Source organism: Paraconexibacter sp. AEG42_29, assembly GCF_040581415.1.
Taxonomy (GTDB): Bacteria; Actinomycetota; Thermoleophilia; order Solirubrobacterales; family Solirubrobacteraceae; genus Paraconexibacter.
In genome coordinates this window covers 401,187-415,851 of sequence record NZ_CP114014.1, presented here as the reverse complement: position 1 = coordinate 415,851, position 14,665 = coordinate 401,187, and the positions used below count along the sequence as shown (strand labels likewise).

Annotated in this window: 11 protein-coding genes; 2 read left to right on the top strand and 9 right to left on the bottom strand. The window is 74.0% G+C overall.

The window, feature by feature from the left end; translation table 11 throughout:
• The first annotated feature begins 5 nt into the window (after nucleotides 1-5).
• On the top strand, nucleotides 6-1,388 hold the full coding sequence (locus DSM112329_RS01995) for an FAD-linked oxidase C-terminal domain-containing protein (protein WP_354700131.1): 1,383 nt from the start codon (nucleotides 6-8) through the stop codon (nucleotides 1,386-1,388).
• 117 nt (nucleotides 1,389-1,505) lie between these two features.
• Here the strand turns inward: DSM112329_RS01995 and DSM112329_RS01990 are convergent, their stop codons facing one another.
• The 3 genes from DSM112329_RS01990 to DSM112329_RS01980 form a co-directional block, all read right to left on the bottom strand.
• On the bottom strand, nucleotides 1,506-2,051 hold the full coding sequence (locus DSM112329_RS01990; RefSeq protein ID WP_354700130.1) for an N-acetyltransferase family protein: 546 nt from the start codon (nucleotides 2,049-2,051) through the stop codon (nucleotides 1,506-1,508).
• Between the two features lie 88 nt (nucleotides 2,052-2,139).
• Nucleotides 2,140-3,783: a M12 family metallo-peptidase gene (locus DSM112329_RS01985; RefSeq protein WP_354700129.1), complete on the bottom strand. Its 1,644-nt coding sequence runs from the start codon at nucleotides 3,781-3,783 to the stop codon at nucleotides 2,140-2,142.
• Nucleotides 3,784-3,829: 46 nt separating this feature from the next.
• Nucleotides 3,830-4,921 (bottom strand): adenylate/guanylate cyclase domain-containing protein, encoded by a 1,092-nt coding sequence (locus DSM112329_RS01980; protein WP_354700128.1) that lies wholly within the window; start codon nucleotides 4,919-4,921, stop codon nucleotides 3,830-3,832.
• Between the two features lie 61 nt (nucleotides 4,922-4,982).
• On the opposite strand from DSM112329_RS01980, the gene DSM112329_RS01975 reads away from it, so the two are divergent.
• Nucleotides 4,983-5,771 carry an NAD(P)H-dependent oxidoreductase gene (locus DSM112329_RS01975; RefSeq protein ID WP_354700127.1) on the top strand — a complete coding sequence of 263 codons (789 nt, stop codon included), beginning with the start codon at nucleotides 4,983-4,985 and terminating at the stop codon, nucleotides 5,769-5,771.
• Nucleotides 5,772-5,805: 34 nt separating this feature from the next.
• Here DSM112329_RS01975 and DSM112329_RS01970 read toward each other — a convergent pair whose 3' ends face one another.
• From DSM112329_RS01970 to DSM112329_RS01945, 6 genes are read right to left on the bottom strand one after another with little or no spacing between them, the layout of a single operon-like run.
• Nucleotides 5,806-7,449, bottom strand: coding sequence for a GMC family oxidoreductase N-terminal domain-containing protein (locus DSM112329_RS01970; protein ID WP_354700126.1), 1,644 nt, complete (start codon nucleotides 7,447-7,449; stop codon nucleotides 5,806-5,808).
• Nucleotides 7,450-7,501: 52 nt separating this feature from the next.
• Nucleotides 7,502-9,307 (bottom strand): acyclic terpene utilization AtuA family protein, encoded by a 1,806-nt coding sequence (locus DSM112329_RS01965; protein ID WP_354700125.1) that lies wholly within the window; start codon nucleotides 9,305-9,307, stop codon nucleotides 7,502-7,504.
• A complete protein-coding gene (locus DSM112329_RS01960) occupies nucleotides 9,304-10,836 on the bottom strand; it encodes a CoA transferase (protein WP_354700124.1) in 1,533 nt (510 codons plus the stop codon). The genes DSM112329_RS01965 and DSM112329_RS01960 overlap by 4 nt, the downstream gene beginning before the upstream one ends.
• Nucleotides 10,833-11,297: a zinc ribbon domain-containing protein gene (locus tag DSM112329_RS01955; protein WP_354700123.1), complete on the bottom strand. Its 465-nt coding sequence runs from the start codon at nucleotides 11,295-11,297 to the stop codon at nucleotides 10,833-10,835. The genes DSM112329_RS01960 and DSM112329_RS01955 overlap by 4 nt, the downstream gene beginning before the upstream one ends.
• A gap of 4 nt (nucleotides 11,298-11,301) precedes the next feature.
• Nucleotides 11,302-12,468 (bottom strand): transporter, encoded by a 1,167-nt coding sequence (locus tag DSM112329_RS01950; protein WP_354700122.1) that lies wholly within the window; start codon nucleotides 12,466-12,468, stop codon nucleotides 11,302-11,304.
• Nucleotides 12,465-14,663, bottom strand: coding sequence for a molybdopterin dinucleotide binding domain-containing protein (locus DSM112329_RS01945; RefSeq protein WP_354700121.1), 2,199 nt, complete (start codon nucleotides 14,661-14,663; stop codon nucleotides 12,465-12,467). Before DSM112329_RS01945 ends, DSM112329_RS01950 begins: the two co-directional genes overlap by 4 nt.
• Nucleotides 14,664-14,665 lie beyond the last annotated feature (2 nt).

The window sequence follows — 14,665 nt, the reverse complement described above, 5'->3', positions numbered from 1 at the left end:
GTAGCATGAGTACGACCGCTGCCTCACGCGCGCTGCTCGAGGACCTGGCCGGGGCGGGCGACGTCGTCACCGACCCCGCGGTCCTCGCCGCCTACCGCACGGACCAGGCCGCGCCCGGGCTGCTCGCGGCCGGCGACCCGGCGGCGCTCGTCCGGCCGCGGACCACCGCCGAGGTCCAGGCGGCCGTCCGTGCCGCCGCCGCGCACGGCGTCCCGGTCGTCCCCCGCGGCGCCGGATCGGGCCTGTCCGGCGGGGCGAACGCGACGGACGGCTGCCTCGTGCTCTGCCTGGAGCGGATGACCGCCGCGCCGGCCGTCGACCCCGACAACCTCACGGCGACGGTCCAGGCCGGCGTCGTCAACGCCGACCTCGGCGCGGCGGCCGGCGAGCATGGGCTCTGGTACCCGCCCGACCCGGCCAGCTGGGAGTTCTCCACGATCGGCGGCAACGTCGCCACCAACGCCGGCGGGCTGTGCTGCGTGAAGTACGGCGTGACGCGCGACGCGCTGCTCGGCCTCGAAGCCGTCCTCGCGGACGGCCGCGTGGTACGGGTCGGACGCAGCACGCGCAAGGGCGTCGCCGGCTACGACCTGACGAGCCTGCTGTGCGGATCGGAGGGGACGCTCGCGGTGATCACCGAGGCGACGGTGAAGCTGCTGCCCAGGCCGCCGGTGTCGGCGACGCTGGCCGCCTCGTTCGGATCCCTGGAGGCGGCCGGCGACGCCGTGCGGCGCATCGCCCGCGCCGTCCGTCCCAGCGTCCTGGAGCTCATGGACCGCGCGACGATCGCCGCGGTCGAGGCGTTCCAGCCGATGGGGCTCGACGGTGAGACCGAGGTCCTCGTGTTCGCGCGGTCGGACGCGGGCGGCGCCGCCGGCCTCGCGGAGATCGCCCACATGGAGCGCCTGTGCGAGGAGGCCGGCGCGGACCTCGTCGTCACGACCGACGAGGAGGCCGAGGGGCGCATGCTGATGGCGGCCCGGCGGCTGGCCTACCCGGCGCTCGAGCACAGCGGCGCGACACTGCTGGACGACGTCGCGGTCCCACTGGCCGCGATCCCGGCACTGCTTACCGGGGTGGCGCGGATCGCCGACGAGCACGACCTGCTGATCGGCACCTTCGGCCACGCCGGCGACGGCAACATGCACCCCACCATCGTCTACGACCCCCGTGACGAGGCGCAGGTGCAGGCGACGCGGCTGGCGTTCGCCGCCATCCTGGAGCTCGGCGTCGCGCTGGGCGGGACGATCACCGGCGAGCACGGCGTCGGCCTGCTCAAGCGCGAGCACCTCGCCGCGGAGCTGGGCCCTGACGTCCTCGCTCTCACGCAGGCGGTCAAGCACGCGTTCGACCCGGCCGGGCTGCTCAACCCGGGCAAGGCGATCTGACCGCGCGGACGGGCCGGCTCGGGGCGATCGACGGTGGCGGGCCCGTCATGTGTCGCCACAGCAGCGTACGACGGGCCCGCTTCCCGACGCCGGCGGCTCCCGTGAGGCGTGACGGCCTCAGGTAGGCTCGGCGGGCGGGTCGCTGCCGGCGGTGCCCAGCGGCCGCTGCAGCCAGGCCACGTCGTGCCAGGCGCCGAGCTTGTAGCCGATGGCGCGGTAGGTCCCGACCGGCTCGAAGCCCAGCGCCCGGTGCAGCCCGATGCTCGCGTCGTTCGGCAGCGTGATGCCGGCGACCGCCGTCCGCAGGCCGCGCTCCGCCAGCCGCGGGAGGAGGGCCTCGTAGAGCGCGCGGCCCGCGCCGGTGCGGCGGCGCCCAGGCTCCAGGTACACGCTGACGTCGCAGGCCCAGCGGTAGGCCGGGCGCTCGCGATGCGGGCAGCCGTACGCGAACCCGGTCACGCGGCCGGCGTCCTCGAGGACCAGCCACGCGTGCGCCGCGAGCGACGCGGCGATCCGCCCGGCGACGACCTTCGCCGACGGCGGGTCGACCTCGAAGGTCACTGCGGTGTCGCGGACGTACGGCGCGTAGACGGCCGCGCAGCCCGCGGCGTCGTCGACGGTGGCGGAACGGATGGTGGGGGTGCGGCCGGTCACCCGATGCATCGTCCCGCGACCACCGCGGGCCGGCAAGGGCCCGGCGGTCCGGCCCCGGCGGCAGGCACCGACCCGCGCCCCTCGCCTGTCCCCGTGCTCAGCCCCCGGCCGGCAGCTCGATGCGCAGCCGTCCCCCGGCCCCCGTCGCCGCGCAGACGCGCCGCGAGCCTGCCAGCGGCACCTTCACCGTGGCTCGCGCGGTGCCGCGGGCACCCACGGTCAGCGACGGCCGGCCCGGGCGCCGCAAGCCGCAGCGCCAGACCCGCACCGGCGCGCCCCGGCGCGCACCGGTGACGCGGACCCGCAGCTGCGCGCTCCGCGCCGTGGCCACCAGGCCTCCCAACGGGACGCGGGCCACCTCGCGGGAGCCGAGCTGCGCGCAGCCGCCGGCGCCGCGGTCCAGGACGACGGTCCGCGGCACCGCCGGGCGCCTGCTGCTGCCCCGCGTCGCGCTGCCCGTCCGGGCGAACACGACGCCCGTGGCGGTCTGGCCGCAGGTGTCGGCGACGGTGTACCGGACGACGTCCAGCGTGCTCGCCGCGTCCGGCGCCCGGTAGACGACGCGGCCACCGACGGCCTCGGCCGTCCCGCCCCCGGAGGTCTTCGCCGCGACCGACGCCAGGTAGACGCCCTGCCCGTTCGCGTCGTGGTCGTTGCCGACGACGTTGCGCGACACAGCGGCCCCGGGCTTGACGTTGTCGATGAGATCGAGTGCGGCGTACGGCGCGAGCGGGATGCGCGTGAACCGCCCGAGGTCGTCGTAGATCCCGCGCCGCGCCCCGCGGCTGGCGAAGATCGTCTGCAGCTCCGGCCCGCCGAACCGCGCGTACTGGTTGCCCTCGATGATCGTCTTGCCCTCGGGGCTGCCGGCGTGCAGGTCGCTGAGGTCGAAGTTGTGGCCGATCTCGTGCCGGGCGACGACGTCGAACGTCCCGTCGTCGTTGGCCCCCGAGTTCGCGTACGCGAAGTCCGGGTTCATGTCGGTGCCGTAGGCGACGCCGCCGTTCCCGCCGCCGTCGGCCGCCAGCAGGACCTCGTCACGGACCGCGTCCTTCTGGTTCGCGCGCCACTCGTCGCGCAGCGGGCCGAGGTAGGTCGTGTCGCCGGTGTACGGGTCGCGGGCCGGCGCGGCGCGGACGATCACGCGGGCCAGGCGCGGCATCAGGAGCGCGTCGTGCATGTAGACCGCGCGGACGTTCGAGAGCGCGTACTCGACCTCCTCGAGGACCGCTGCCGTCGATCCGCTGCGAGCGGCGACGTACTCGGAGTCGGTGTCCACCGCGATGTCCCACGCCCGCATCCGGGTGCCCGCCCGGCCGGAGGCGACCGTCGGGCGCGTCGGCCACGCGAACACCGGCGCATCGGTCCCGCGGGTGCCGGTGACGGCAGCGTCCCGCGTGAACCAGGTGGCACCGCGGTCGAAGACGATCTGCCCGCGCAGCCGCCCGTCCCGGGTCACGATCCCGGAGGCGACCGCGCCGGGCCGCCCGTCGACGGTCCCGAGGAACGCGCGCTCGCCGATCGGCGCCTTCGTGGTCGTGTAGGACCCGTCCGGCTGCTGGACGCGGAGCTCGAAGTGCGGGCCGCGGAGCGGGAGCTTGGCCAGGCGCATGGTCACCGTCCGCCCGTCGTGCCGCACCTGCTGGACGAGCTTCGTGGCGTCCGGCCGCTGGGCGGCAGCGGCCGGCGCGGCGCCGGCGAGGCTGATGAGAAGCGCGCACGCGAGGTTCCGGCGGAGCATGCGACCGAACGCTACCCCGGCGCGGGGGACGCCGGCGCCGGCACGGTCAGCCGACGGTGTAGACCGTGTGGGTCCCGGCGAGGCCGGCCAGGGCGACCTCTCGCTCGTCCTCGAACCGGATGCCGCCCGCGCTGCCGGCCAGCTGCCGGACGACCGCCGAGGCCAGGATCTCCCCGCCCTGCGCATGGTCGGCGATGCGGGCGGCGACGACGACGTCCCGGCCGTAATAGTCCGACGCCTCGCGGATCGCCTCACCGGTGTGCAGGCCGATCCGCACGCGGACCGGGCCCGCCGGGTGCTCGCCGAGCCCGGCCGCGATCGCGTTTTGGATCGACCGCGCGCACTGCACCGCGTCCCGGGCACTGGCGAACGCGAGCATGAAGCCGTCCCCCTGCGCCTTGACCTCGAAGCCGTGGTGGGCGTCGACCTGCTCGCGGACGAGCTCGTGGTGGCGGCGCAGCAGCTCGAGCCAGCGCACGTCGCCGAGCTGCTCGTTCAGCGCCGTCGAGCCCTCGATGTCGGTGAAGAGGATGGTGACGGTCCCGTCCGGGGCGGCGGCGCGCTGCAGCTCCGCGCGGGCGGACGCGCCGGTCGCGGCCGCCGCGTGCGCCGACGCGGCCGGGTCGACCGCGTCCTGCCGCCGGTCGCTGCCCCGTCGCGTCCCGACCCCGGCGATGACCGGCGCCGCGTGGCCCGCGAGCCCCATGCCCCAGCCGAGCAGCGGCCACACGGGCCAGAAGTACCCGCCGCCGCTCGCCGCCCACACGCCGACGAGCATGAGGTTCACGAAGACGTAGACGGTGACGTGGAGCTTCAGGCTCGTGCGCAGGTGGTGGCCCCCCCGCGTCACCTCGGCCCGGGCGGGCGACCGCTGCCGGCGCTGCCGGCGTCGCGCGGGGACCACGTCCTCCGACGTCGCGCGCGAGCGCGCCGGCAGGTCCGCCGTCAGCCGCTCGAGGTCGCTCAGCGTCTGCGCGTCGTACGCGCCGGTGACGCGCGCGGACAGCTCCTCCTCCGTGAGCCGCCCGGTGCTGAAGTGATCGCGCATCCCCTGCGCCACGCGCTCGCGGTCCGCGTCCGACGCCCGCAGCTCACCGTCTGCGCCGCTGCCAAGGTCGTTCGGAGGGTCGGCGCTCACCCGGCCAGCGTAAAGCCTCCGGACCCGCGACCGGCAGGCCGCACGACTACCATCCGCCGCGATGACGGCACAGCCAGACAGCGGCACGGCGACGGGCACCGCGCTCATCGTCTACGCCAACCCCGAACCGCGCTCGTTCGGCGCCGCCCTGCGCGACCGTACGCGCGCGACCCTCGAGGCAGCCGGGCTGACGGTGGAGGTGTCCGACCTCTACGCGATGGGGTTCGACCCGGTCGCCCGCGCCGAGGATTTCACCCTGCGCCGCTTCCCCGAGCGGCTCTGGTACGACCGCGAGCAGCAGCACGCGGTCCGCAACGACGCGCTGCCCGCCGACGTCGCGTCCGAGGTCGAGAAGCTCGTCCGGGCCGACCTCGTCGTGCTCGTCTTCCCGCTGTGGTGGTTCTCGGTCCCGGCGATCATGAAGGGCTGGTTCGACCGCGTCCTGGTCAAGGACGTCGCCTACGGCGGGGGCCGCCGCTACGAGAACGGCGGCTTCGCCGGCAAGCGCGCGCTGCTCGTCACGACGACCAACGCCTGGCCGGGGATGACGGAGCCCGACGGCCTGCTCGGCCATATCGACGTCATCCTCTGGCCGCTGCAGAACGGCGTCCTCGCGTACACCGGCTTCGAGGTCCTGCCGCCCGTCGTCGCGCACGCCGTCGCCTTCGTCGACGACGAGCACCGGCACGGCGTCCTCGAGGAGCTCGACGCTCGGCTGCGCGGCTGGCGGACCACGCCGCCGATCCCGTTCCACCGCGGCGACGAGGTCGGCGAGGACTGGCGCCTGCGCGCGGACGTCGCCCCGCGCACGGTCGGGCAGGGCGGCCGCTCCTACCCGACCGCCGGCTGACCCCGGGCGGAAACGCCGTCCGCCCCGCCCGCGGTCAGACGCCGCGGGCGATCATCTCCGCGCCCTTCTCCCCCACCGCGACCGTCGGGATGTAGGTGTTCGCGCTTGGCACCGTCGGCATCACCGAGGCGTCGATCACGCGCAGGCGATCGGCCCCGATGACCTTCAGCGTCGGGTCGACGACCGCGGCAGGGTCGTCCCGCCGGCCCATCCGGCAGGTGCCGACCTGGTGGTAGGCGATGTTCGTGTTGTTGCGGACGTAGTCGACCCAGCCCGCGTCGTCGGTCGGGTTCGTCAGCGGGTTGCAGCCGGAGACCACGTACGGCGCGAAGCGCGGGCTCTCGAAGATGTCCGTGATCAGCTTGCAGCCGGCCACCAGGGTCTGCAGGTCGCGCTCGTCCCCCAGCAGGTGGTGGTCGATCATCGGCGCGCTCTCGGCGTCGGCGTTGGTGATGCGCACCTGTCCGCGGACGTTCGGCTTGCACAGCGTCGCCTGCATCGCGACCGCGGCCTTCTTCGGCATCTCCGCCGCCAGGGCCGACCGCGACTCCGGCTTCATCCGGTAGGCGAACGGCAGGAAGTGCAGCTGCAGGTCGGGGTTCGGCAGCTCCGGATGGGTCCGGACGTAGCCCATGGCCTGGACGACCGGCGACGAGAACGGCCCGGTCTTCTTGACGAGCAGCTGGTAGAGGTACTTCGCCCCGAGGTCGGGACGGGCCTGTGCGGCGTTCAGCGACCAGGCGTCCTTGATGAAGCGGCTGAGGCTGAGGCCTGAGTGCTCCTGGAGGTTGCGGCCGACGCCGTCGACTTCCACGGCGACGGGGACGCCCGCGGACTGCAGGACCTCGCCGGGCCCGACGCCCGACTTCATGAGCAGGTTCGCCGACGCGATCGTCCCGGCCGAGACGATGACCTCGCGGGCAGCGTGGATGATCTTCGTCGTGTCGCCCGCGGCGACCTCCACGCCGACGGCTGCCCCGTTCTCCATCACGACGCGGACGACGCGCGACTTGATCAGGACCCCGAGGTTCGGGCGCCCGGCGTGCGGCCGGATGTAGCCGTCGTAGACGTTGAAGCGGCGGCCGTCCTTCTGGGTCGCCTGCGTGAGGCCGAAGCCGATCGGGTCCTCGCCGTTGAGGTCGGTCCGTGCGTAGCCCCGGTCCTCGCCCGCGCCGACGAACGCCTCGGCCAGCGGGTGCACCGTCGTCATGTCGGCGACGTTCAGCGGGCCGCCGCGGCCGCGGACCGGCGAGTCCGATCCCGGGTAGTGCTCGCACTTGATGAGGTAGGGGAGCATGTCCTCGTAGGACCAGTCGCCGTTGTCGCCGACGAACGTCGCCCACTCGTCGTAGTCGGACGGCAGGCAGCGCATGTTCACCTGGCCGTGCACGGAGCTGCCGCCGCCGACGACCTTGCCCGCCGACCACGTGATGTGGCGGCCGTTCATCGTCGGGTCGGGCGGCGTCTCCCAGCACCAATCCCAGCCCGGCTTCGTGATCATCATCGCGGGCCCGATCGGGATCTTCACGCGGAAGTTGTCCGACGACCGGCCGGCCTCGATGAGCAGGACCTTCACGTTCGGGTCCTCGCTGAGCCGGCTGGCGACCACGCACCCGGCCGGTCCGGCCCCGACCACGATGTAGTCGGGGTTCATGCTGATCGCGTCGTCGAGCCTCATCGGCCTCGGTCCTCTCTCGTCTTGGGCACGGTGTGGCGAAGCGGGGTACGGCTCACGGGACGGGGGTCCCGGCGGCTGCGGCGACCGGCGCGGTGCGGTCGCCGACGAGGGTCCGCGGGACCTCGACGTGACGCGCGCGCAGGAACTCGGCGACGGACTTGCCGAGTGCGTCCAGGCGGCCGTTGCTCGAGCAACCGCTGCCGAGCGAGCCGTGGAAGACGAAGTGCACCGCGCGCAGGAGCGGCAGCTCGTGCCGGGTGATCCGCAGCTCGGCGGCCTCGGGGTAGAGCGCGCGGATCCCGGTGTCCGACAGCGCCGCCTGCAGCCACGGCCACGCCTCCGGATGGGTCCAGAAGCCGACGTTGGAGTTGCCGCCCTTGTCCCCGGCGCGGGCGTGCGCGACGTAGCCCAGCGGTGCGGTGATCAGGTCGTCGTCGGCCGGGGGCGCCACGGGGGCATCGTCGGACGGGACCACGACCAGCGGCGCCGACGGCACGCTGCGGACACGGGTCCGCTCGCCGCCCTCGTGGACGACCTCCTGCTGCAGCGCGTCGACCGCGATGGTGCCGGGCCAGTACTCCACCAGCGGCGAGGGCCGGAGCGAGCGCCCCGTCCCGCCGTCGGCGTGGAACCCGGGGATCGAGGACAGGATCGTCCCGTGCGCGCGCATGAAGAACGCGCCCGGCTTCAGGGCGTCGGGCGTGGCGGAACGGCCGACGATCCGCAGCGTGACGGTCGCGTCCTCGAGCGTCGCCGGGTTCGCGGCCGCCGTCCCGATCCGGTCGATGCGGTGCAGCTCGACGCCCGAGCCGGCGAACGTGTCACGCAGCTGCGCCTCCACGAGCTCGGCCTTCGCGTCGATGTCCAGCCCGCAGAGGTAGACGTTGAAGGAGTTCTCCCAGCCGACCTGAGCGGTGACCGCGACCTTCGTGGTCGGGGGCGGGGCCGTGCCGGTGCTGCCGTGGATGAGGACGCGGTCCGGCGCCTCCTCGGTCAGCTGCACGCCGCGCAGGTCAACGGTGACGTCCGGGTTGAGGTAGACGACGCCCTGGATCTCGTAGAGCAGCTGGGCGGTGACGGTGTCGGTCGTGACGCTGCCGCCCGTCCCCGGGTGCTTGGTGATCACAGCGTCGCCGGTGTCGCGCAGCTCGGCGATCGGGAAGCCGGGATGGACCATCCCGGGAACGCCGGTGAAGCCCGAGAAGTTGCCGCCGCTCGCCTGCGGACCGCACTCGATCACGTGGCCGGCGACGACCGCGCCCGCCAGGCGGTCCCAGTCCTCGGTCCCCCAGCCGTGCCACCACGCGGCGGCCCCGACGACGAGCGATGCGTCGGTCACGCGCGGGCAGACGACGATGTCCGCACCGGCGGCCAGTGCGTCGACGATGCCCCAGGCGCCCAGGTAGGCGCTCGCGCTCAGCGGCGCGTGGCCCCAGGTGCCGATCGGCTCGCCGGTGTCGAGCGAGGGGAACTCGTGCCCGGCCGCGCGCAGGTCGTCCCAGCGGCCGAGCAGGTCGTCGCCCTCGAGGTAGGCGACGTTCAGCGGGCGCTCGCCGGTGTACAGGTCGCGCAGCTTCTGCGCGAGGCCGGCCGGGTCGAAGCCGCCCGCGTTGACGACCAGCTTGATGCCGCGTTCGGCGATCTCCTCCAGGCAGCCGTCGAGCTGCGCGAGGAGGTCGAGGCTGTAGCCCTCGCCCTTGCCGTAGCGGCGGCGGGCGGCCATGCCCGCGATCGTGATCTCGGCCAGGTAGTCGCCGACGATCACGTCGACAGGGCCGCCATCCAGGACCTCGCGGATCGCCTCGCGGCGGTCGCCGGAGTAGCCGGAGCAGTTGGCGATGCGGACGGGCTCGGTCATGTCGCGGTCCTCGTTCGGTCCAGCCATTCGGGGCGGGCGGCGCCCATCGGGAGCAGCCCGAAGCGGTACGCGCCCGGGGTTGCCGACATCCGCACCTGGTCGGTGACGCCCTGGTAGCGGCCGAGCGGCCCGTCGCTGTGCATTAGCTCGGGGGCGCGGTACTCGTGCTGCTCGCCCGCACCGGCGCCCGCCGTCTGCGCGACGTAGCCGCGGTCGAAGATCCCGAGCTGCAGGATCCACAGCGCGACGCGCGTCAGGGACACGTGCACGCGCCAGCTGCCGCCCTCGGTGGCGCGCCGCTCCAGGGCCGCGGCCACGCCGGCGGTCACGAGCCACGGCACGATCCAGTCGTTGACCACCGTGATCACCGGGATCTGCGGCGTCTCCTCGTCCCCCTCCACGACGAACAGGCCCGCGACCGAGCCGGCGGTCTGGTCGAAGCCGGGCCGCTCCGCCCAGGGGCCGGACCGGCCGTGCGGCGAGACCGTCGCGTGGATGGTCCCGGGGTGGCTCTCGGCCAGCTGCTCCGCGGTCAGCCCGAGGGCATCGAGCATCGCCGGGCGGCGGTTGGCGTAGAAGACGTCCGCGCCGGCCAGCAGCGCGTGCAGCTGGTCGCGCCCCTTGGGGTGCTTGTACGCGACCACGGACGAGCGGACCCCGTACTGCGCCGAGTGGTACGCCGCGGGCGACTCGTACTCGAGCGGCCGCCAGACGTTGAGGACGTCGGCGCCGTGCAGCGCGAGCGTGCGGCCGATGCCCGCGCCCGCGATGACGTGGCCGAGGCCGAGCGCGCGGACGTGCGTCAGCGGCTGGTCGGTCGCGGCCGGCAGCGGGACCGGGTCCGCGTCGCCGGTCCGCTCGAGCTCGATCAGCGGGCTCGCGGCCAGGTGGGCGTACTGCTCCTCGGCGGCGAACTGCGCGAAGGAGCGCACGACGGGCATCACCACGCCGGCGGCGGCACCGGCCTCCTCGAGCTCCGCGGACTGCCAGCGCGCCACCGCTGCGGTGACCGCTTCGCGGTCGTCCGGCACCCCGAGCAGCTTCAGCGCCGTGCGCCGCAGCTTGGGGTACTGCGCCTGCGGCAGCACCCAGCGGCCGTCGCCGCAGCGGTACAGCGAGGTATGCCGCAGCGCGGTGGCGACGTCGAAGTCGTTGCCTGCCGGGTAGCCGTTGGCCAGCTCCCAGCGCCCTTCGTAGAACGGGCACAGCCGCCGCGGCGCGACGCGCAGGTCCATCGCGATGTCCTGCCCGTCGCCGCCCATCGCCCGCCACAGCCGGGCCAGCGCGACGGACTTGGCCACCAGCCCGAGGCTCGCCGCCGACGCGAGCGCGAGGCGGCTGTCGGCGATGGGGTCGGCGCCGGTGAACGTGATCGTGCCACCGGCGTCGGCGCCGGTCATGCCGACGTCGCCGAGGACGGCGTCGAGCTCTGCGTGCAGGTCGATGCCGTCGTCGCGCGTGAGCGGGGCGGCCAGTCGCGCCTGGATCGCGTGCGTCAGCGCGTCGGTCTGGGTCATCTCGGTGCTCATGCGTCTCCCTCGGTCGCGGTCCGCCCGCGTGTCCAGCGCAGGACCGGGACGCCGGAGGTGACGTCCGACGCCGGCTGGATCACGCCCGCGACATCCTCGCCGATGACCGGGTCGGTCGTGCCGTCATCGTCGATCAGCAGCCCGAGGATGCGGCGGCCACCGGCGTCCGGGAGCTCGATCAGCAGCGTGACGTACGGCAGGTGCTCCTTGAACGACGGTACGAACGGCTGCCACGTGCGGGTCCACGAGTACACCGTGCCGCGCAGCGGGACCTCGTCCCAGCCGGGCTCGAGGGTGCGGCACCTGGGACAGACCCACTGGGGGCCCCAGATCCAGGTCGCGCAGGCGCCGCAGCGCTGCAGCAGCAGACGGCCCTCGGCCAGGCCCGCCCAGAAGGGGACGTCGAGCCCGTCAGGACGCGGACCGATGTCGCCGATGACGGGTGCGCTGTGGAGGTCCACGGCGTCAGGCCTCCGCCTGTGCGAGCAGCGCCGAGCTGACGAACGGCGCGGCCGGGCCGCTGATCAGCAGGGACAGCTCGGCGCCGGGCACCTGGTTGACGGAGGTCCCGCGGACCTGGCGGACCGCCTCCAGCGCCAGGCCGATCCCGTGCACGAAGCCCTCGCCGACGTTGCCCCCGGCGGTGTTGATCGGCAGCGCGCCGCCGTCCGCCAGCAGGTTGTCGAGGCGGATGACGTCCCCGGCGGTGGCCGCCGTCGCCAGCCCGTGGTCGATCAGCGAGGCGACCGCCGCGCCCGTGAAGTTCTCGTACACCTGCGTCACGTCGACGTCGTCCGGGCCGCGGCCGGTCGCCCGCCACAGGCGCTCGGCGACGAGCCGGAACCCGCCTGAGGTGTAGTCGTCCTCGTTCTCGATCGTCTGCCCCCACCCGGCGGGCGTGGACTGCGCGACGGCGATGACGTGGACGGCATCGGCCCCCAGCGCCGCCGCCCGCTCGGCGCTGGTCACCAGCAGGGCGGCCGCGCCGTCGTTCTCGCGCGAGCAGTCGTACAGGCGGTAGGGCTCGGCGATCATGCGCGAGGCGGCGTAGGTCTCGTCGTCGAGGATCACGTCGCGCCCGACCGCCCCCGGGTTGTTCGCGGCGTGCGTGTACGACGCCTGGGCGACGGCCCGCATCGTCACGGCCGGCACGCCGTCCGCGTCGATCATGCGGCGGGTCCGCAGCGCGCAGAGCTGCGCCGGCGAGATGATCCCGTGCGCCCGGTAGTGGGCGCTCATGTAGTAGTCGGAGACCGCGGACATCAGCCGTCCGCCCGCCGCCTCCGCGTGCCCGCGCAGGACGACGACGTGCTCGGCCTGGCCGGACAGGATCGCCGCGGCGGCCTGCGCGAGGGCCCCCGCCACGCCGCCGCCACCGCCGCCCCAGACGACGCTCGACCAGCGGCACTCGCGCGCGCCGATCGCCGTCGCGAGGTCCGGACCCTCGTTGTCGTCGTCCCCGTACGACACGAAGCCGTCGACGTCGACCGGATCCAGGCCGGCGTCCGCGCAGGCGGCGAGGACCGCGCGAACACAGAGGCCCATCGCGCCCTGCGGCGCCGTCGCCCGCTTGTAGTAGCCGGTCTCGCCGATGCCGGCCACGACGACGCCGCGCAGCGGGCGGTCGATCATGAGGCGGTGGCCACCGCGGCGGCCATCGGCAGCTTCGTGGACGGCAGCGCCTCGATGCGGACGGCCGTCGAGTTGAAGATCGGCGTCTGGGAGAAGCGATCGAGCTTCGCGTTGCCGACGAGCAGGTTGCGGTTGGCGCCGTACGTCGTCGGGGCCGTCCCGCCGACCGGGTCGAAGATGCGGCTGCCCCACCCGTGGGGCACGCACACCACCCCTGGGCGCAGGCCGTCCGTGACCTGGGCCCGCACCTCGATGGCCCCGGTCTCGGAGACCAGCCGGACGGTGTCGCCGTCCGCGATGCCGGCGGCGGCCGCGTCGTCCGGGTGGACCTCGCAGGCGTTCGTCCGGTCGAGCTGGAAGAGCCCCGGGGACTCGTTGAGCCACGAGTTCATGGCCTCGCGGATGCGCTTGTTGACGAGCAGCAGCGGGTAGTCGCCGTCCGCGCCCGGGACCGGCTGCGCCAGCGCGTCCCGCACGCCCGCGAGGAACGCCTCCGGCGCCAGCCGGACGCGCTTGTCGGGGTGGCCGATCGCGCCGCTCAGGTTGCCGTACTCCGGCTCGCCGTAGAGCCACCCGTGGGGCCGGCTCACGATGTCCCTCCACTTCAGCCGCCGGCCCATCAGGACGAGGAGCCGCTGGATCCACTCGGGGTTCATCGCGAGCTTCGGCCGCCCGGTGACGCGCGCCGCCACCCGCGAGGCCTTCACGAACGCATTGACCCCCGGCTTGCCGAACAGGTTGCGCTTCATCGCCAGGGCGAGCTCGGTGAAGAACTCCCACTCCTCCAGGACGCCGGCCGGCGGGTCGATCGCCCGCTGCGCGTACTGCACGTATGGGCGCTCCTGCAGGCCGCCGTACAGCGGGCTCAGCTCTTCGCGCTCGAGCCAGTGCGTGCCGGGGATCAGCCAGTCGGCGTGCCGGTGGGACTCGCGCTGCACGAGGTCGATCGCGACCAGCAGGTCGAGGTCCGCGAACGCGGCGTCGAGCGCCGCGCCGTCCGGCCCGGAGACGACCGGGTTCCCGAACGCGACGAACGCCGCGCGGATCTGTCCCGGTCCGGGCGTCGTGATCTCGTCCGCCATCTCCGCGAGCGCGTGGAAGCCGACGATCGGCGGGTTGTCGCGTAGGCGGGTGCGGTGCGTCCCGGCCGGCGCGAACAGCTTCATGATCTGGCCGATGTCGACGTAGCCGCGCTCGTAGCGGCGGCCGCCGGGCCGGTCGACGCGGTCCGTGACGACGTTCAGCACCTGCCCGAGCCACTCGCCGAGCGTGCCGTGCTCGTTATGGGCGACGCCGGTGTGGCTGATGCACATCGCCGTGCGGGCGGTGGCGAAGCGCTCGGCGACGTCCTCGATGGTGGCGCGGTCGACGCCGCAGCGGGTCGCGAGGTCGTCGAGGTCGGCGTCCGCCGCGAGCCGCTTGACCGCGTCGATGCCGTCGACGTCGATCGCGGTCGGGGTGCGATCCCAGCCGTTCGCGAAGACCACCTGCAGGACGCCGAGCAGGAACGCCCAGTCCTGGCCGGGCAGCACGGCGACGTGCGTCTTCGCCTTCGCCGCGGACTCCGAGCGTCGCGGGTCGACCATGATCACGTCCGCCCCGGCCCGCTGGCGCGCGAGGACGCGGTTCCAGCCGCCGGGGTTGTTCTCGAGCCAATTGAACTTGCTCTGCGCCGGGTCCATCCCGACGAGCAGGAAGCAGTCGCAGTCGTCGATGTCCGGGATGAGGGCGACGAGCTCGGAGCCGTACAGCTCCTCGGCCACGATGTGCGCGTTGTTCTGGTCGACCGAGCCGACCCAGAAGCGGTTGCCCGTCCCGATCGCGTCGAGCAGGCCCGTCCAGAACGAGGTCGTCGCGAACGAGAAGCCCATCGGGTTGCCGTGGTAGGAGCCGACCGCGTCGGGGCCGTCGCGGTCGATGACCGCGTTCAGGCGGGCCGCGATGTCGGCGATCGCCTCACCGTAGGTGGCGGGGACGTAGCGGTCCCCGACCCGGCGCATCGGGGTCGTGATGCGCTGCGGATGGGTGGCGACCTCGTGCGCCGTCTTGCCCTTGCGGCAGAAGTCGCGCCACGTGTACGGGTTCTCGCGGTCGGGCTTGATCTCCAGGACGCGGTTGGAGGCCTCGTCGACGGTGACATCCAGGCCGCAGTTGGCGAGGCAGATCCGGCAGTAGGTGTTGACGGTCTTCGTCATCG